Here is a 17,619-nt window from a genome sequence, read left to right as displayed (position 1 = left end):
CGAATCTGGACGGATTATTGACAATGATTGTCGTTGTTACCTAGCGGGTGTTACTCGTTTTTAAGCCTAACTGACGAGTTTTTTGTACTCTTTGAAATTAGCGTCGTACGCCTTTTCACCGTAGACGTATGTTTCGCTGACGGTTCTGTCATCTCCAAGACTCATCAATACAAACAGTTTCTCTTCAAGCTTAGTTGCTTGCTCCATTCTAAAGCGCATTAGTTGAGTCGCGTGCATGTCGAGAACCACGAAATCTGCCTCTTTGCCCACTTCCAGGTTACCGATTTTGTCCTCTAGATGAAGAGATCGTGCACCACCTAACGTGGCCAAAAACAGCGACTTAGCTGGGTGTAGTTTCTTATGTTGAAGCTGCATGATCTTATACGCTTCGCTCATGGTCTGTAGGATAGAGAAACTTGTACCAGCGCCCACATCGGTACCCATACCAACACGGATCCCGTGCTCTTCCATTTCAGGCAGTCTGAACAGACCTGAACCCAAGAATAGGTTTGAGGTTGGGCAGAAAGCGATAGCAGATTCAGTATCGGCTAAACGCTTACACTCGCAATCAGACAAGTGAATGCCGTGTGCGAAAACCGAACGTTTGTGCAGCAAGCCATAGTGGTCGTATACATCTAAGTAACTGTCGCGTTCTGGGAACAGAGCCTTCACCCACTCAATCTCTTTCTCGTTCTCTGAAAGGTGAGTGTGCATGTACACATCTGGATACTCTTCTAACAGTTTACCTACGGTTGCTAGTTGCTCAGGGGTGCTCGTTGGCGCAAAACGAGGAGTCACTGCATACAGCAAGCGACCACGATTGTGCCATTTTTCGATCAGCTCTTTTGAATCAACATAGCCTGATTCTGGTGTATCGGTTAGGTAATCTGGCGCGTTGCGATCCATCAGCACCTTACCCGCAATCATACGTAGGTTACGTCTCTCAGCTTCTTCAAAGAACACGTTGACTGACTCTTTATGAACGGTGCCGAATACCAACGCTGTTGTGGTACCGTTGCTCGCCAGCTCGTCTAGGAATAGCTTCGCTACTTTGTGCGCGTAAACTGGGTTTTTAAAGCGTTTCTCTTCTGGGAAGGTGTAGTTCTCAAGCCAGTCAAGCAACTGTTCGCCATACGATGCAATCATACCGGTTTGTGGGTAGTGGATATGAGTATCGATAAACCCTGAGGTGATCAGCTTATCTTTGTACTCTTTGATATCGAGGTTTTTTGGCTGACGAGCAAGCACATCATCGGCACTGCCCAAATCAACCACATGGCCATTCTCAACCACTAAAATACCGTCTTCAAAATACTCATACGATTCTTCTAAACCGACATCCTTTGGGTCGGCCACGCTATGAAGAATACTGGCGCGATAAGCTTTGCGTTGCGTTATCATGTTTACTTCCTTTTAATGCCCTCCAGTCACGTTGTGGCGACCGGAGTCTGCGATTTGTGTTAGGCGATTTTCTCTTCCAGAGGGTGTTCGTCTACATCGCTTGTTTGCTTGGGATCGTTACGATCCTCTGTTTGATAATGTTGGGTCGGGCGCTTCTGTTCAAGCGCTTGTCCCTGATAGTGTGCGATTAGTTCACCGGCAACCGATACCGCGATTTCTGCTGGATGCTTTCCGTTCACAGAGCTAATACCAATCGGACAAATCATGGTGTTGATCTGCTCTTGGCTATAGCCGCGTTGTTCCAAGCGGAAGTCAAACTTCTTGCGTTTTGTGAGTGAGCCAATCATGCCGAAGTAACGACTGTCTTCACGATCAATGATCGCTTTAGCAAGGTCGAAATCGAGCTGGTGGTTGTGGGTCATCACTAGGTAGTAACTGTTTGGTGGCATCTGTTTCACTTCACCAACTGGGTCGTCAGTGACAAGCTTTTTAACGCCTTGAGGTAAGGTTTCTGGGAACATTTCTTCGCGTTCATCAATCCACGTTACGCGGAAAGGCAGAGTGGCGACAATGTGCAATAGCGCCTTAGCCACATGGCCTGCACCAAATAGCACCAGATGGTTCTGTTGAGTACCAATCGGCTCGAAGCTGAGAGTAGCCATCCCGCCACAACATTGGCCTAGACGAGCACCAAGGTTGAATCGTTCGACTTTGAGGGACTTTTCGCTGGCGATCAGCATCTCGCGCGCCATTTTAGTCGCAACATGTTCAAGGTGGCCGCCGCCAATGGTCGCAATGATGCGATCGCGAGTGACCAGCATTTTTGTTCCGGCATCACGAGGCACAGAACCTCGATCTTCAAGAACCGTCACCATGACACACGGCTCGTAGTTCTCTTCCAGTTTTGCCAGTTCGTGAATCCAATTATCCTTAAACATACTTCCTCCAAAAGCTCCAGCTTGATGCTTCTTACGCCAGTCTAAAGAGCTCCCTGCTCAATACTGCGGACTGGCGAGTGTCCTTGTTACCTGTTTGTCACAGCTTAATGATGTTAACCACTACGCCGTCTCTTGCTCTGTGTCGACTGACGCCTTAGCGGGCTGCGAAACGGCTTGAACGGCCATCAGAATGCGCTCTGGTGTCGCGGGTGTATTCAGCTTCGGAATTGCCCCATCGACGGCGACTGAGTTAATGGCATCTTTGAGTGCACTCCATACCGACATCCCTAGCATAAACGGTGGTTCACCAACCGCTTTCGAGTTGAAGACAGTGTCTTCCGGGTTGCTGCGGTTCTCTAATAGATGCGTTCTGAAATCGATCGGCATATCGGCAATCGCTGGGATCTTGTAACTTGCAGGGCCATTGGTCATTAGGCGGCCTTGCTCATTCCATACCAACTCTTCGGTGGTGAGCCAGCCAGCGCCCTGAACGAAGCCCCCTTCTACTTGACCGATATCGATAGCAGGGTTCAATGAAGCCCCTACATCGTGCAAGATATCGACGCGCAGAATTTTGTTCTCGCCTGTCAGCGTATCGATGATCACTTCAGAACATGATGCGCCGTAGGCGTAGTAGTAGAACGGACGGCCGCGCGCTTTCTCATGATCGTAATAGATCTTCGGAGTGCGGTAGAAGCCAGTGCTGGAGAGCGAGATTTGGTTAAACCAAGCCAGTTCGACAAACGCGTTGAAGGTCATGATCTCGTCGCGGATCTGTACCATACCGTTCTTGAATACCACTTCTTCTTGCGAGACTTTGAAGTGCGAGGCTGCAAAGTCGATCAGTCGTTGCTTAATCGTTATTGCGGCGTTCTGCGCGGCCTTACCATTGAGGTCGGCGCCCGATGAGGCCGCGGTTGGTGATGTGTTCGGAACTTTGTCTGTGTTTGTAGCGGTGATCTGGATACGTTCGACATCGACTTGGAACTCCTCTGCAACGATTTGCGCTACTTTGATGTTCAAGCCTTGGCCCATTTCCGTACCGCCGTGATTCAAATGAATACTGCCATCGGTGTAGATATGGATAAGCGCACCAGCTTGGTTCAAGAAAGTTGCGGTAAACGAGATGCCGAATTTCACCGGAGTGATTGCCAAGCCTTTTTTCAAGATAGGGCTCTGCTTGTTGAACTCATCAATTTCTTTACGGCGAGCGTGGTAGTCACTGCTGCGTTCAAGCTGTTCGGTTATCTCAGGAAGAAAGTTGTCTTCAACGGTTTGGTAGTAATGGGTCACGTTACGGCCTTCTTCGCCGTAATAGTTCGCCTTACGTACTTCCAATGGATCTTTTTTCAGGTAACGAGCGATCTCATCCATGATGTGTTCAATTGTCATCATGCCTTGAGGGCCGCCGAAACCACGGTAAGCGGTGTTAGATGCTGTGTTGGTTTTGCAGCGGTGTCCTACCACGGTTGCATCGCCAAGGTAGTAGGCGTTGTCTGAGTGGAACATCGCACGGTCAACAATCGAGCTTGAAAGGTCAGGCGAGTAGCCACAGTTACCTGCTACGGTAATATCGGCACCTTGAATTACGCCGTTGTCATCAAAACCGACCGTATATTGGTTGTAGAATGGATGACGTTTGCCCGTCTGTTGCATATCTTCGTTACGTAATAAGCGCATCTTGGTCGGTCGACCGGTTAGACTGGCGACGACTGCAGCGATACACGCAGGAGATGCAGCTTGAGTTTCTTTACCACCAAAGCCACCACCCATGCGGCGCATATCAATCACGACTTTGTGCATTGGCACCCCAAGCACTTCTGCAACCAATTTTTGTACTTCAGTCGGGTTTTGTGTCGAGGTGTAAACAATCATCCCACCGTCTTCAGTCGGCATCACGCTGCTGACTTGAGTCTCAAGATAGAAGTGCTCTTGACCGCCGATCTCGAGATCACCAGATATCACATGTTTGGCTTTGGCTAGTGCCGCTTTTGAATCACCACGTTGTTGTGTGTGGCTCTCTGTCACGAAGTGCTCTTTAGCTAAAGCTTCTTTTACATCGAGAATCGCTGGCAGTTCTTCATATTCAATGATGGCGGCGTGCGCTGCTTTGCGTGCCGTTTCTAAATCGTTGGCCGCCACAGCAATCACTGGCTGACCGTAGAATTCGACTTTACCGTCTGCGAGTAGCGGATCGCCAGGAAGGATGGCACCGATATCCAGTTCACCCGGTACGTCTTTAGCTTGAATCGCGATAGCTACACCTTCAAATTCGTAACATGGCGATACGTCGATTTTAGTGATTTTTGCATGCGCTTGAGTACTAAGGCGCGCGTAGACGTGGAGTTGGTTTGGGAACTCCAAACGGTCATCGATGTAGACCGCTTCGCCCGTTACTTGCTTTGCTGCGCTGTCGTGTTTAACGCTTTTACCCACGCCAGTTTTAAGATCTTGTTTTGCGATGGTTACCATCTCTTCATGGGTCATCGCCTGTTTGTTTTTGTTAGACATAAGACGTTACCCTTGTTTCGATTTGATTGTGCTTGTTCTGCTGTTCAATGAAGTAACGGCGCAACATATTGGCTGCCGACAATGAGCGATACTCTTGGCTTGCTCGAAAATCAGAGAGTGGCTCGAAGTCTTGATACAGTTCCTGCATCGCTTCTTTAATTGTAGCCTCTGTCCAAGGGCTGCCTAATAACGTATTTTCACAACGAGCTGCGCGCTTAGGCGTTGCAGCCATACCACCAAAGGCGATACGAGCATGCGTTACCTTGCCTTCTTCCACCTGAATGTCGAAGGCGCCACACACGGCAGAAATGTCATCATCTAGACGTTTGGAGAGCTTGTAAGCGCGGAAGCTATCGCTACTTGGTTTAGGAATAATGATCTGCTCAATAAACTCACTCTCTTTCTGAGCGGTGATTTTATAGCTGATGAAGTAGTCTTCGATCGGCATAGTGCGTGATTCATCACCACAGCGCAGTTTGATCTTGGCATCTAATGCAATTAACAGAGGAGGCGTATCACCGATAGGGGAAGCATTGGCTACGTTGCCGCCAATGGTGCCTTGGTTACGTACTTGCAGTGAAGCAAAGCGATGAAGCAGTTCGCCAAAGTCTGGGTAGTGTTTTTTCAGTAGTGAGTATGCGTCGCTGATTGGAAGGTTAGCACCGATGATAAGGTCAGTGTCTGTCTCTTCACACAGCTTCATGTCTTCGACAAGGTTGACGCTGATAAGGGTTTCGATTTCACGGTGAAACTGCGTAACCTCCAGTGCTAGGTCGGTGCCGCCGGCAACCAGTTTAGCTTTCGGATGTGCGATATACAGTTTTGCTAGCTCATCAATACTTTTTGGAGAGAATGCGGTGAGATGACCTAAACGAAGGTTTGCTTCAGTGCCTTGAATGCTCTCCAACTTTTCAATGGTTTTGCGTTCAAGTTCAGCGAATTGGTCGATAAGAGGTTGGTCTGTAGACAAAGACATTGCAGCATCAACAATCGGTCGGTAACCCGTACAACGACATAAATTGCCTGCCAGAGACTCCATTACATCTTCTTTGCTAGCGTTAGGTTTGTTTTTACCAAGCGCGAACATCGACATAATGAATCCCGGTGTACAGTAGCCACATTGTGAGCCATGAAAATCCACAACCGCTTGTTGCACAGGGTGCAGAGAGCGATCTCGGTTCTGTAGATCTTCGACGGTAATCAGTTGCTTGCCGTGCAGAGCAGAAACGAACGTTAAGCATGAGTTTACCGAGCGATACTGTAATTGCCCGTCTACCACTTCACCTAACACCACAGTGCACGCACCGCAATCGCCTGAACCGCAACCCTCTTTGGTACCTGTCTTCTTGACGTTGGTACGAAGGTAGTTAAGTACGGTCATATTCGGCGATAGATTGTCTTCGTGTCTTATTTCCTGATTGAGCAAAAAAGTAATCAAGAGACCTCCTTGTATATCGACATATTCCATGTGTAATTTTTTTGACTTCTTGTTCAATAATTATCCATCCTGACCCTGTGGTCAACTATTTATTTACAAAAATGCAACAAAAAGGTTTTGGCTTAGATTGTATACAATAATTTTTTGATTTTAATTTGTTGTTTTTAAATGAGTAAATTTGGAAATTGAGGATTTAATAGGGTGAGTTAATTTACTTCTATGTATACAAATAATGTTTGGATAATTGGAGAGTATTCGGTCGTGGCTGTGGGGCAAAATTCGATAGGAAAGCGAACAAAAAGCACAGAAAATGAGTTGTGAGAGAGTATGACCTTTGGTTTCAGTCATGAAAAAAGCGAGTATAGAACTCGCTTTTAAAGAGGAATTTAACTTGTTTAGCAAGCATTCGAACTAGGATTTGCTCTTTAGAAGGTCAGAGAAAACCACATGCAGATCGCTAGAAGCCGTGCTGCTGTCTAGATTGAGCTTAGAGCGAATGTGGTTCAAGTGTTCACGCATTAAATCAACCGCTTGCTCTTCGTCACCTGACTCAATGGCATCAAGTAACTGTTCATGCTCGTCCTGAGAACAGTTTGAATGAGTACCTGTTTCGTACTGGGCGATTAAAAGAGAAGTTTGTGAAACTAAGCTACGTTGGAAAGCCAATAGTGGTGCGTTTTCTGCCATTTCAGCAAGTTTGATGTGGAACTCGCCAGACAGTCGCAGGCCCGATCCGTAATCGCCTTGTTCAAAGGCGCAGTTCTCTTTCGCAACCAGTTTTCTGCATTCTTGAATTTGAGCTTTGGTGGCGTTCTTAACCGCAAGTTCAGTGATGGCTAACTCCATCACTTCACGTGCTTTGAAAATCTGTTTTGCTTCATCAACCGTTGGTGCGGCAATCACGGCGCCTCGATTTGGACGAATAACCACAACTTGTTCTAAGGATAGACGCAGTAAGGCACGACGAATGATGGTGCGGCTTACGCCAAAGATTTCTGCTAATGCTTCTTCGCTCAGTTTGGTGGCTGGTGGCAGCCTTTGTTCTAGTATCGCGTCGAAGATATGGCAGTAAACAACGTCATCTTGGGTTTGACCCGTTACTTTTGTTTTTACACCTTTTGAGACAGAGTTTTTGAGAGCTGTCATAGAGATAAATGCCCTTGTTTAGTCGAATAGGGATTGTTGAGCATATTGCACTGGTATTACTCTATATTGTATACACTTATCCATACAATGCTACTGCTAGAGACCAATAGATTAGAGAGTTTGCGCATATCTGATAACAATTGAGACACAGTTTTCATCTTGCCCGAAAACTGTGCCACTGAGTATGAGATCTTTCCAATATGATTTGTCGAAGTGGTGACTCTTCGCTGTGTTAAACGCGGTTATCGCCGCCACTGTAGGCAACAATTTGGCTTATCTCACTCAAGCTTCTTCCTGACTGTTGCTGCCACTCGTTAAACGCGTTGCTTGCGGCTTGTTGAGCGCGCTTGGTGTTGCGTCCGCTGTCGATAACACCCGTTGTGCGCAGGTGTGCTTCGACGTCTGTCGACAAGATAAACGTATCTTTACCCATTTGACGTAGGGTGTAGGCACCAGTGTTACCACCGAGTCGTTTACCGTGCTTTTTAAGGTGATCCCAAAGTTCGGTAATGCGTTCTGATGGCCACTCTGCAACCATTTGAGCGAAGCTGCCGTATTCACGCTGAGCGTTGCGGATCATCATCGCGTTCGCCGGGATCGTCATGACTTTGGTTAGGTGGCGAATAATGCGAGGGTCTTGCGCTTTTTGCTCCCACATCTCATTGGGTAGCATCAGCATCTTCTCAACATTGAACTCAAAGAATACCTCTTCGAATTGAGGCCATTTCTTCCTCACCACACTCCAAGAAATACCACACTGAAATACTTTTTCGGTAAAGGCAGCGAGCCAGCGATCATCACTGATCTGCATCAGTTCATCGTGGGTCAGTGGCTTGCGAACGATCTTCTCAAGTTCAGCTTCGCCACCCTTACGGTGAGCCGCTCTTTGATAAATGGTTTCAAACTTTTCTTGGGTCATGACGGGTTCCAAATTACTTCGAGTTTTTAGGCGGCTTCTTTTTGTAGTTGAGCCAGCACATCGTGTAGTGATGGGCTAATGGTATGGCCGAGTGCTTTCACCTCTTCACATGGCTCGACCAAGTCGGGGATTTGGAAGCTTATCATGTTGGCGGCCATAGAAGCGCGGATACCGTTGTTGGAGTCTTCAAAGGCAAGGCATGATTCCGGAGCAACGCCAAGACGCTCTGCCGCTAATAGGTAGATCTCTGGATGTGGCTTACCATTCGTTACCTCACAGCCAGTGCTTAGAGATGTGAAGTAAGAATCTAACCCTGCTAACTCAAGTTTCTTCTTGGCGATATCCAGTTGAGTCGAAGTCGCAACTGCCGCTGGAATGTTGTTTGATTTCAACCACTCTAAGAGCTCAATCACGCCCTCTTTTACGGGAATAGCCTGGTTCTTTACGATTGCACTGTAGCGAGTGCGCCACTCATTATTGAGGGCCGGATAGTCGAGATCTTCGCCGTAACCGTTGCGGAAAATTTGTTCGATGGTTTTAGCATTGCAGCCGATGATGCCGAGGTAAACATCTTTTAGAAAAGGGACCCCTTGTGCGTGACATGCTTCTTCAAAAATCTGCATACACAGGCGCTCGGTATCCAGAAGTAGCCCATCCATATCAAAAATTGCTGCTTGAAAATTCATATCTGTGATTCTTTTATTTGAGTGGTGGTAAGAGCCGCTATTTTGACATAGCTCACAAGGTTAGGCGAGTATGAGTTCTCATGAAGTCAGATGAGCGCCTGATACCAGACAACCAAAGCGCTCTAGAGTGAGAGTAGTGGGAGTTACAAAAAAGTTCGAAGAAACAGGCGGCGTTCTATTTCGGCTTCGCTGATATCCATTGGTTTAAATGACACCTCTTGATCGGGTAATCGCTGAGCAAGACGGCTAGCCCCTAGTCCTCCGAGAGTACCAATTTTAGGATAGCCACCAATAGTTTGCCTATCTCGCATAAGTATAATGGGCTGACCATTGCTTGGAACTTGTATAGCACCAAAGGCAATCCCTTCAGATATTATGCCGTCACGTAAGCAAGGGATTGCGGTACCATTAAGTCTATAACCCATGCGGTCAATATTTTGTGTCACCGTATACGGCGAGTTGAAAAAGTGATGTTTAGCGTCACTATCAAAATCGTTGTGTTGATATCCGCAGACGACCCCTAATGCCAAGGGCTTATCGTAATGTTCAATGGCCCAGTCAGGTGTTTTTTGCTGTGGCAATGGAACACAAGATCTAAAAGATAAAAGATCACCTGCTTTCAGTGCCGAACCTTGGCTATTTAGGCCACCGAGTTGTTCGCGAACAACGGTGGAGCTACTCCCTAATTGAAGTGAACAATGGAAGCCTCCTGCAACACCTAAGTAGGCTCTTAAGCCACTGATAGGTTGCTCAAAATGCAATTGATCACCAGGCTTTACGGAGTAAGTTTGCCAAACCGCCAAGGGTTTATCATTGAGTTTTGCCCCTAAGTTTGCCCCTGTAAGTGCGATATTGGTGGCGGCAGTCACTTCCAATTGCAATAACCCAAAAGTAATTTCTAAAACACTGGCATTGACAGGGTTGTTTAATAGGTGGTTGCACCAGAAGAATGCATGTTCATCCATTGGGCCACCGCTGGTGATTCCGATACTTTGGTAACCGAATCGGCCGGTATCTTGAATGAGCGATAATACGCCAGGGTGAACGACCTTAAATGCCATCGAATGTCCCCCCAAGATCTTGATATTCATCTCTATTGATTGGCTTAAATCGGATACGGTCACCCATATTAAGCTTAGTAAGAGTCTCGCTTTGCCAGTCCAGCATGGTAAGAGGAGTTCGGCCAATAACCTGCCAACCACCGGGCGTTGAACTTGGGTAAATTGCAGTTTGATTGTCTGCCAGCCCCACACTACCAGTAGGTACTTTTAGTCGAGGTTTGGATTTTCTTGGCACGATGATTTTCGGGTCAAGGCTACCTAAATAAGAGAACCCAGGCGAAAAGCCGATGGCGTACACTCGGTACTCTTTGCTTGAATGAATGTCGATAACTTGTTGCGGAGTACGCTGAGTCAGTTGGCTGACTTCGTTGAGGTCAAGCGCCACTTCAGAACCGTAGTAGACAGGGATTTCGATCAATAGGCTGTCATTATTAACAGAGATATCGTCACTGCTTTCAATCAGCGCTTGATTGATTTTTGCTTTAATATCAAAACGATCCGTTTTGGTTAGATCAAAGCAGACAAGAATGGATGTGTATGAAGGCACAATATCGAGCAATATTACTCCTAAAGCGTGTCGTAAACGCACTACGGCCTTTTGTATCAAATGGGCTGTATCTTCGCTGATCACCTCACCGAAATAGATGATACAGGTATTTTCATTAACACTTTCAACTTGCATGCTGCTTCCCTACCGACAACTCACCAATTTGAGTAGCGATCGCTGCGGCATGAGGACCATCGCCATGAATACATATCGTATCAACGTTCAGTGATAAAACATTACCACTAATAGTTGTGACCGTCCCTGATTGTAAGATCTGCTTTATCTGGGCGATAATTTTCTCAACACTATTGTGGGTTGCCCCTTCTATTTTTCTGTCGACTAACAGCCCTTGGTCGCAATAAGCTCGGTCGGAAAAAGCTTCGAATAAAAGCTCAACACCTACCTCTTGGGCCAGTGACAGAATGCTAGCCTGCTGTGGTGTTGCCATTACAACCAGTGGGCAACCCGGCAATGCATGTTTAACGGCTTGCATGACCACTTTTAAAACCGCGGGGTCCTGCATCATTTTGTTGTACAACGCACCATGCGGTTTCACATATTCCACTTCGACATCGTGTAGGGCGCAGATCCCTTGTAACGCCCCTACTTGATAACAAATATTGGCTTGCAGTTCTTGTTCGGAAAGTTCCATAGGGCGTCTTCCAAACCCTAAAAGGTCGGGGTAGCCCGGGTGGGCACCAATATGTGTCCCAGACTGTTTTGCTAATACAACCGTATTTTCCATATTGACAGGATCAGAAGCGTGGAATCCACATGCGATGTTTGCCATATCAATATGAGGCATGACCATCGAATCTTGACCTAATGTCCAAGTTCCATAGCTTTCACCCATATCGCAGTTGATCAAAATATTCTTCTTTTCGGTAATGTCCATATATGCCCTATTTAGAATGCAATGAAAATGAATTAAAGAGAGGCGCTGGCCCTAGACGCTTGATCATAAAGACCCGCAAGCGTACGTACGAGCACAGTCCCCAATACTTTCGTTGGCAATTCCTGACTCCTTTAATATATCGATGAGGCAAGCTTCACGAACCTCTCGGTAGTTATCACAAAGCTCGCTGCCGCTTTCTGTGATCGAATAGAAAGCTTCTTTGCCAATGCGCTCAACGCTGACATAGTCCATTTTTACTAATTTTTTCAAAGCGTAAGTCACGATGTGCGTATCTTCAATATTCAGCACAAAACCAATATCTCCCACCCGCTTAGCCGAGTTCTTATGAGCAATGTGATGAAGAATTAGCACCTCGATTCGCGTCATTTCTTGGCCACCAGAAGCATGCATACAGCGAGTTAACCACCGTTCATAAGTGTGGTGAAGTATGGTTAATCCGAACTCCATTTCAGATAACTCGGGAGAGTCTTGTGAAACTAACCGTGACGCGGAAACAATATTGCGCTTTGTCATTTATCTATCCATTTGCATTTATCTTATAAACCCATAATACACATTGCTAACACTTTGTTAATGAATTATTGGTAATTTATTGACAAATGTTTGCGGGGTAGATTAGTTTACACAATAGAAGTAGGGTATTGGTGTTGTACATAATTATTCAAAAGCCAAGTTGAGATTGTAAATTTAAGTTTGTTTTTTGAGCATTCTATCGACAAGAGGTCGGTAGATATTGATTTGAATAAGATGCAGAGGCTGCACATGGAAAGTGGTGTATCACCGTTATTAACGGTAGATAACTTGACGGTCGTGTTTGGGAAAAGCCAAACCAAAGCCGTTGATAGGTTGAGTTTCAGTGTTCACCCGGGTGAAACATTGGCGATTGTTGGTGAATCAGGCTCAGGAAAATCAGTAACATCAATGTCGATCATGCGTCTTCTAGAGCAAAATGCAGCGGTTGATATTGACGGTAGTATTCACTTTGCTCCAAATGCACAGCAAGCTAGTGTTGATATTTTGAAGCTACCTAAGTCTGATGTGGAAGCGCTGCGTGGGAATGATATTGCGATGATCTACCAAGAGCCGATGACATCACTCAATCCGGTTCTTACGGTTGGCGAGCAAATTTGCGAAGCGATCACCCTTCACCAGCCTCTATCTATGGCTCAAGCGAAGCAGAAGACCATTCAATTACTAGAGAAGGTTCGCCTACCAGACGCAGAACTTCTATTTTCTCGTTACCCACACCAACTTTCTGGTGGTATGCGTCAGCGAGTGATGATTGCCATGGCACTGTCGTGTGAGCCTAAGCTGTTGATTGCAGATGAGCCGACTACTGCTCTTGATGTGAGTATTCAAGCTCAGATTTTGCACCTTATTCGAGAGCTTCAACAAGAGTTTAATACAGCTGTCATCTTTATCACACATGACATGGGGGTTGTGGCAGAAGTCGCTGATCGTGTGGTTGTGATGCATCAAGGCAAAGTATTAGAGCAAGGCGATGTTAAAGATATATTTTTGTCTCCAGAGCACCCATATACACAAGCGCTTCTTGCGGCTGTACCTACCTTGGGCAGCATGGTGGGAGAGGCTTTTCCAAAACGCCTACCTTTGCTGACGTACGATAATGGCACACTAAAAACGATCGGTGAATCAGCAGTTCAAGACACGTCAGACTACTCAAAGCCTCTGCTAGAAGTTGATGCTGTTTCTACCTATTTCAATGTGAAGAAAAACTTTTGGGGTAAGCCAACCCATCGAATTTTTGCCGTAGAAAAAGTGTCGTTTGATATCTATCCCGGTGAAACACTGGCGCTAGTAGGTGAGTCAGGCTCCGGGAAGTCGACCATTGGGCGGACAATTCAGCAACTCTTGCCGATCAGCGAAGGCGATATCCGCTTTAAAGGAAACTCGATTTTCGCTGAAGATAAGAGCGGCCAAAAAGTCTTGAGGCAAAAGATTCAATATATCTTCCAAGATGCTTTTGCAGCCTTAAATCCTAAACGAACGGTCGGGCAGAGCATTGTAGAACCAATTCAGACGCACAAGTTGATCACAGATAAACACGCGATGCACGCAAGACTGGTCGAACTACTGGAGCAAGTCGGTCTTGATGAAAGCTATGCAAACCGATTCCCTCATGAGCTATCAGGTGGTCAAAGAGCCCGTGTTGGCATTGCGCGCGCACTGGCTTGTGATCCCGAACTTATTATTGCTGATGAATCTATCGCAGCCTTGGATGTGTCGATTCAAGCTCGAATCTTAAATTTGCTGATGGAATTACAAAGCAAATACAAATTAGCTTTCTTGTTCATTACTCATGATATGGCAGTGGTTGAAAAGATAAGTCACCGTGTTGCCGTTCTCTACTTAGGGCAGTTTGTTGAGTACGGTACTCGACAAGCGATCTTTGAGAACCCGCAACATTCCTACACGAAAAAACTACTGTCGTCGGTGCCTGTTGCTGATCCCACACGTACTGATAAGGAATTTGTCCCGTTTGAAGGTGAAATTCCAAGTCCAATTCGACAAGTAACTAATCCCCCTCAGATACACACACTACAAGCCATTTCAGAGCAGCATTGGGTTGCTGAGTCTGTGTGATCGAATCAAAAGGAGTTATTGATGAAAGCGTTTAGCTTAAACACTATATACAAAGGAATTGCATTATCCGGCGTCTTAATGATGTCGACAGCGGCTATTGCACAAGATCAGCTAACAGTTGCCATACCTAGCGATGCCGGTAACTGGGACCCAATCGATACGTACATGGTGGCTTGGTCTGCAGTTGCGAACAATGTTTATGATGGCCTATTAGAGCGTGATGTAAACCTGAAGCTTAAGCCTGCTTTGGCTGAGTCTTGGGAGGTATTAGATGGGAATACACGTATCCGTTTTAACTTACGTAAAGGCGTGAGTTTTCACAATGGTGAAGCGTTTGACGCAACAGCCGTAAAATTTACCTTTGATCGTTTGCTAGGAGATGAAGGTAAGTCTGGGCCGCAGCGCTCAAACTATACATCAATTGGTTCTGTAGAAATTATTGACCCGTATACCGTTGATTTTCATATGGCTAAACCTGACCCAGTTATTCTAACCAAGTTGGCAGGTTATGGAGCAATGATCGTTCCGCCTAAATACCTTGCTGAACATGGCACGGATTATTTTAATCGCCACCCTGTGGGTACGGGTCCATTCAAAATGGTCGATTACAAGCCGAAAACATCCGTCATGCTAGAGCGTTTTGATAAGTTCTGGGGAACCACAGCGCAAGTCGATACGGTGAAGTTCCGTTTTATTAAAGAAGCTGCAACACGTGTTGCTGAACTTGAAGCCGGCCGTGTCGATGTGATTGATAATGTACCGACAGCGTTAGTGCCGCAGCTTGAACAGTCAAGTAAGAGCAAGCTTGTGAGTGTTCCGGGGCCGACTACCTACGCTTTCCGCTTGAATACCCAAAATGGCTTAACAAAAGATGTTCGTGTACGTAAAGCATTGACCCTTGCTATTGACCGTCAAACGATTATTGACACCATCCTAATGGGACAGGGTGAAATGATCTCTAGCTTCCAGAGTGCTATGTCATTTGGCTATGACGATACAATGCGAATTGATGGCTATGACCCTCAACAAGCTCAAAAGCTGTTGAAGGAAGCGGGTGTAAAGCGTGGCGCTACGTTGGAGATTAACTATCGTTCAGAAAACTCGACTTTTGGTGAAGTAGCACAAGCGGCAGCAGGCTACCTGAGCATGGTTGGTATTAATGCGATAGTGAAGCCATACGAGACGGGCATCTACCTATCTGAAATTATGCCAAAAGGCAAAACCGGTGAGATGTACCAAAACTCTTGGGGCGGCTGGACGATGGATTATGACAATACTGCGTACTTGATGTACCACACCGGAGAGCGCTGGAACCCATACGATAGCTACGCAGAATTGGATAAATGGCTAGAAGAACAACGCAGCTACTTTGATCCTGAAAAACGACTACCAATTCTGAAAAATGTGGCGCAGTTTGTTCAAGATGAATACATCGAGATCCCGTTGTATAGCATGAAAACCTTATACGGTGTGAATAACCGCGTACAAAACTTCCAAGGTCCTTCGGATAACCGATTCCGATTCAACGAAGTTTCCGTTAACTAATGAACCTTCTTGGTTAAAGGTGGTGGGGCATGAGTATTAATCGTGTCCCACATCATTAGCTTTTAGTTCGGGTATTTATACCACTAAAATAAGAAATTATTATGAGTCAGTTTTTAGCTAAGCGTTTTCTTCAAGCGCTGTTTGTCGTGCTTGCTGTTACATTAATTGTCTTTTGGGCTATTCGTTTGTCGGGCGATCCGACAGCGTTAATGTTGGGTGATGGTGCTGGCAGTATTACCGCAGAAGAGCTCGCAGATCTCCGAGCGCGTCTAGGCGTAGATCAACCTTTCTGGATTCAGTTCCAGACCTATGTGTTCAATTTGTTTCAAGGTGACCTTGGCACGAGTTTTTATACCAAGATGCCAGTCGCTGATATGGTTATCGAAGCACTACCAGAAACATTGCTTCTGGCTGTACTAGCGTTACTACTCTCTGTCGTCATCTCATTACCAGCGGGAATATACGCCGCGGTGAATAAAGGGCGATGGCCAGATCAATTACTCAGAGTCATCTCTTTAATTGGTTTGTCGTTTCCAAATTTCTGGTTAGGCTTAATTTTTGTCTTAATTTTCTCTGTCACCCTTGGCTGGCTGCCTGCAAGTGGTAACGAAGGTTTATCAAGCCTTATTTTACCCACTGTGACTCTTGGCCTTATTTTGGCTACTACCAATATTCGACTGGTCCGTACTACTATGCTTGACACTTTAGGTTCGCAATACATTACTGTTGCGCGTGGTAAAGGGGTGAGTGAAAAGGTGGTTCTATATAAGCATGCACTGCGTAACTGTGCCATTCCTCTGGTGACTTATTTAGGTTTGCAATTTGGCAACCTAATGGGTGGCGTGGTGATTATTGAGCAGGTGTTTGCTCGCCCGGGGATGGGCAGTTTAGCGTTTGATGCGATTGCACAACGTGATTTTCCTGTTCTACAAGGGAGCGTGATCGCCTTAGCACTGATCGTTATTTTAGTGAATCTCACCGTAGATATTTTATATGGTGTATTAGACCCACGTATTCGTGAGGAGTAGGGGCTATGGAAAGCGTTACGATTAAATCACCAGAGTCAGAAAAGAAGTTCCAGTTTTCGGGGACTTACGCTGAACTTTATATTGGCTTAGGGCTTTGTATTGTTATTGTTACGGCCGTTTTACTGTCCGGCTATTTGTTTCCTGATGGCGGGATGAGTATCGACCTACGTAGTCGTCTACTCCCGCCGTTTACGTCATGGGATCACCCTTTAGGTACTGACCCGCTAGGGCGTGATGTGCTCGCGAGGATTGTTGTCGGCGGGAAAGTGTCTTTGATGGTGGGTGTTTTCTCTGTATTGGGTGCTATGACACTGGGTGTGGTTATTGGTCTCATCGCGGGTTATTACCGAGGCATTTGGGATATTATCCTAATGCGTTGTGGTGACATTCAGTTGGCTCTGCCTTTCATCCTTATTGCTATTGTGTTCACCGCAACATTGGGTGCCAGTGTTGAAAATATCATCCTTTTTATGATTCTTTCTCAATGGGTTGGCTTTGCTCGCATTGTCAGAAGTTCAGTGTTGTCATTGCGTGAGCGCGAGTTTGTACAATCGGCGCAGGCTGTGGGAGTGTCGAACTTTACCATTATGTGGCGACATATTTTGCCTAATAGTTTAAATGCTGTGCTGATCTTGATGGTGTTGAGCATTGGTAACAATATCTTGCTAGAGAGTAGTTTAACCTTCTTGGGTCTGGGGTCTGATCCAAGTATCCCAAGTTGGGGTGGTATGCTTGCTGACGGTCGTAGCTATATGCAATCGGCGTGGTGGGTATGTGTGTTCCCGGGTATCGCAATTATGTTAACGGTATTGGGGACGAATTTAGTGGGTGATTGGTTACGAGATAAGACGGATCCAACGTCTGCGTAGATAGGTGAAT

The 17,619-nt window shown here is 46.1% G+C and carries 15 protein-coding genes; 4 read left to right on the top strand and 11 right to left on the bottom strand.

Annotation, left to right across the window (positions count from 1 at the left end; genetic code table 11):
• Positions 1-66: 66 nt before the first annotated feature.
• The 11 genes from guaD to vsple_RS17455 form a co-directional block, all read right to left on the bottom strand.
• Positions 67-1,401, bottom strand: coding sequence for a guanine deaminase (gene guaD / locus vsple_RS17505; protein WP_261883210.1), 1,335 nt, complete (start codon positions 1,399-1,401; stop codon positions 67-69).
• A 59-nt stretch (positions 1,402-1,460) separates the two neighbouring features.
• Positions 1,461-2,339, bottom strand: a complete 879-nt coding sequence (xdhC, locus tag vsple_RS17500; protein WP_261883209.1) for a xanthine dehydrogenase accessory protein XdhC — start codon at positions 2,337-2,339, stop codon at positions 1,461-1,463.
• Between the two features lie 120 nt (positions 2,340-2,459).
• Positions 2,460-4,850, bottom strand: coding sequence for a xanthine dehydrogenase molybdopterin binding subunit (xdhB, locus tag vsple_RS17495; protein ID WP_261883208.1), 2,391 nt, complete (start codon positions 4,848-4,850; stop codon positions 2,460-2,462).
• A complete protein-coding gene (gene xdhA, locus vsple_RS17490; protein ID WP_261883207.1) occupies positions 4,843-6,288 on the bottom strand; it encodes a xanthine dehydrogenase small subunit in 1,446 nt (481 codons plus the stop codon). Before xdhA ends, xdhB begins: the two co-directional genes overlap by 8 nt.
• Before the next feature lie 411 nt (positions 6,289-6,699).
• Positions 6,700-7,434, bottom strand: a complete 735-nt coding sequence (locus tag vsple_RS17485; protein WP_255232385.1) for a GntR family transcriptional regulator — start codon at positions 7,432-7,434, stop codon at positions 6,700-6,702.
• A gap of 232 nt (positions 7,435-7,666) precedes the next feature.
• Entirely contained in the window at positions 7,667-8,353 is a 687-nt protein-coding gene (locus tag vsple_RS17480) for a DNA-3-methyladenine glycosylase I (RefSeq protein ID WP_261883206.1), read from the bottom strand.
• Positions 8,354-8,379: 26 nt separating this feature from the next.
• Positions 8,380-9,039: an HAD family hydrolase gene (locus tag vsple_RS17475; protein ID WP_261883205.1), complete on the bottom strand. Its 660-nt coding sequence runs from the start codon at positions 9,037-9,039 to the stop codon at positions 8,380-8,382.
• A gap of 143 nt (positions 9,040-9,182) precedes the next feature.
• On the bottom strand, positions 9,183-10,100 hold the full coding sequence (locus tag vsple_RS17470; protein WP_261883204.1) for a 5-oxoprolinase subunit C family protein: 918 nt from the start codon (positions 10,098-10,100) through the stop codon (positions 9,183-9,185).
• Positions 10,090-10,782 carry a 5-oxoprolinase subunit PxpB gene (gene pxpB, locus vsple_RS17465; protein ID WP_261883203.1) on the bottom strand — a complete coding sequence of 231 codons (693 nt, stop codon included), beginning with the start codon at positions 10,780-10,782 and terminating at the stop codon, positions 10,090-10,092. The genes vsple_RS17470 and pxpB overlap by 11 nt, the downstream gene beginning before the upstream one ends.
• Positions 10,772-11,518: a 5-oxoprolinase subunit PxpA gene (locus vsple_RS17460; RefSeq protein WP_261884006.1), complete on the bottom strand. Its 747-nt coding sequence runs from the start codon at positions 11,516-11,518 to the stop codon at positions 10,772-10,774. The genes pxpB and vsple_RS17460 overlap by 11 nt, the downstream gene beginning before the upstream one ends.
• Before the next feature lie 87 nt (positions 11,519-11,605).
• The gene (locus vsple_RS17455; protein ID WP_261883202.1) at positions 11,606-12,076 is read right to left on the bottom strand and encodes a winged helix DNA-binding protein; all 471 of its coding nucleotides are present in this window, start codon (positions 12,074-12,076) and stop codon (positions 11,606-11,608) included.
• Positions 12,077-12,325: 249 nt separating this feature from the next.
• Here vsple_RS17455 and vsple_RS17450 point away from each other — a divergent pair, with 249 nt between their 5' ends.
• From vsple_RS17450 to vsple_RS17435, 4 genes are all read left to right on the top strand, one after another.
• Positions 12,326-14,167, top strand: a complete 1,842-nt coding sequence (locus vsple_RS17450) for an ABC transporter ATP-binding protein (protein ID WP_261883201.1) — start codon at positions 12,326-12,328, stop codon at positions 14,165-14,167.
• A gap of 21 nt (positions 14,168-14,188) precedes the next feature.
• The gene (locus tag vsple_RS17445) at positions 14,189-15,712 is read left to right on the top strand and encodes an ABC transporter substrate-binding protein (protein ID WP_261883200.1); all 1,524 of its coding nucleotides are present in this window, start codon (positions 14,189-14,191) and stop codon (positions 15,710-15,712) included.
• A gap of 101 nt (positions 15,713-15,813) precedes the next feature.
• The gene (locus vsple_RS17440) at positions 15,814-16,740 is read left to right on the top strand and encodes an ABC transporter permease (RefSeq protein ID WP_261883199.1); all 927 of its coding nucleotides are present in this window, start codon (positions 15,814-15,816) and stop codon (positions 16,738-16,740) included.
• A gap of 5 nt (positions 16,741-16,745) precedes the next feature.
• On the top strand, positions 16,746-17,609 hold the full coding sequence (locus vsple_RS17435; protein ID WP_261883198.1) for an ABC transporter permease: 864 nt from the start codon (positions 16,746-16,748) through the stop codon (positions 17,607-17,609).
• Positions 17,610-17,619 lie beyond the last annotated feature (10 nt).

It is taken from the genome of Vibrio pelagius (assembly GCF_024347575.1).
GTDB classification, from domain to species: Bacteria; Pseudomonadota; Gammaproteobacteria; order Enterobacterales; family Vibrionaceae; genus Vibrio; species Vibrio pelagius.
The sequence above is the reverse complement of the archived record's forward strand: the minus strand, read 5'-3'. Positions and strand labels throughout refer to the sequence as shown.

What these genes read in the sequence shown, in the direction of transcription:
- guaD (WP_261883210.1), bottom strand. Translation starts at nt 1,401, where the DNA reads ATGATAACGCAACGCAAAGCTTATCGCGCCAGTATTCTTCATAGCGTG.
- xdhC (WP_261883209.1), bottom strand. Translation starts at nt 2,339, where the DNA reads ATGTTTAAGGATAATTGGATTCACGAACTGGCAAAACTGGAAGAGAAC.
- xdhB (WP_261883208.1), bottom strand. Translation starts at nt 4,850, where the DNA reads ATGTCTAACAAAAACAAACAGGCGATGACCCATGAAGAGATGGTAACC.
- vsple_RS17485 (WP_255232385.1), bottom strand. Translation starts at nt 7,434, where the DNA reads ATGACAGCTCTCAAAAACTCTGTCTCAAAAGGTGTAAAAACAAAAGTA.
- vsple_RS17480 (WP_261883206.1), bottom strand. Translation starts at nt 8,353, where the DNA reads ATGACCCAAGAAAAGTTTGAAACCATTTATCAAAGAGCGGCTCACCGT.
- vsple_RS17475 (WP_261883205.1), bottom strand. Translation starts at nt 9,039, where the DNA reads ATGAATTTTCAAGCAGCAATTTTTGATATGGATGGGCTACTTCTGGAT.
- vsple_RS17470 (WP_261883204.1), bottom strand. Translation starts at nt 10,100, where the DNA reads ATGGCATTTAAGGTCGTTCACCCTGGCGTATTATCGCTCATTCAAGAT.
- pxpB (WP_261883203.1), bottom strand. Translation starts at nt 10,782, where the DNA reads ATGCAAGTTGAAAGTGTTAATGAAAATACCTGTATCATCTATTTCGGT.
- vsple_RS17455 (WP_261883202.1), bottom strand. Translation starts at nt 12,076, where the DNA reads ATGACAAAGCGCAATATTGTTTCCGCGTCACGGTTAGTTTCACAAGAC.
- vsple_RS17450 (WP_261883201.1), top strand. Translation starts at nt 12,326, where the DNA reads ATGGAAAGTGGTGTATCACCGTTATTAACGGTAGATAACTTGACGGTC.
- vsple_RS17445 (WP_261883200.1), top strand. Translation starts at nt 14,189, where the DNA reads ATGAAAGCGTTTAGCTTAAACACTATATACAAAGGAATTGCATTATCC.
- vsple_RS17440 (WP_261883199.1), top strand. Translation starts at nt 15,814, where the DNA reads ATGAGTCAGTTTTTAGCTAAGCGTTTTCTTCAAGCGCTGTTTGTCGTG.
- vsple_RS17435 (WP_261883198.1), top strand. Translation starts at nt 16,746, where the DNA reads ATGGAAAGCGTTACGATTAAATCACCAGAGTCAGAAAAGAAGTTCCAG.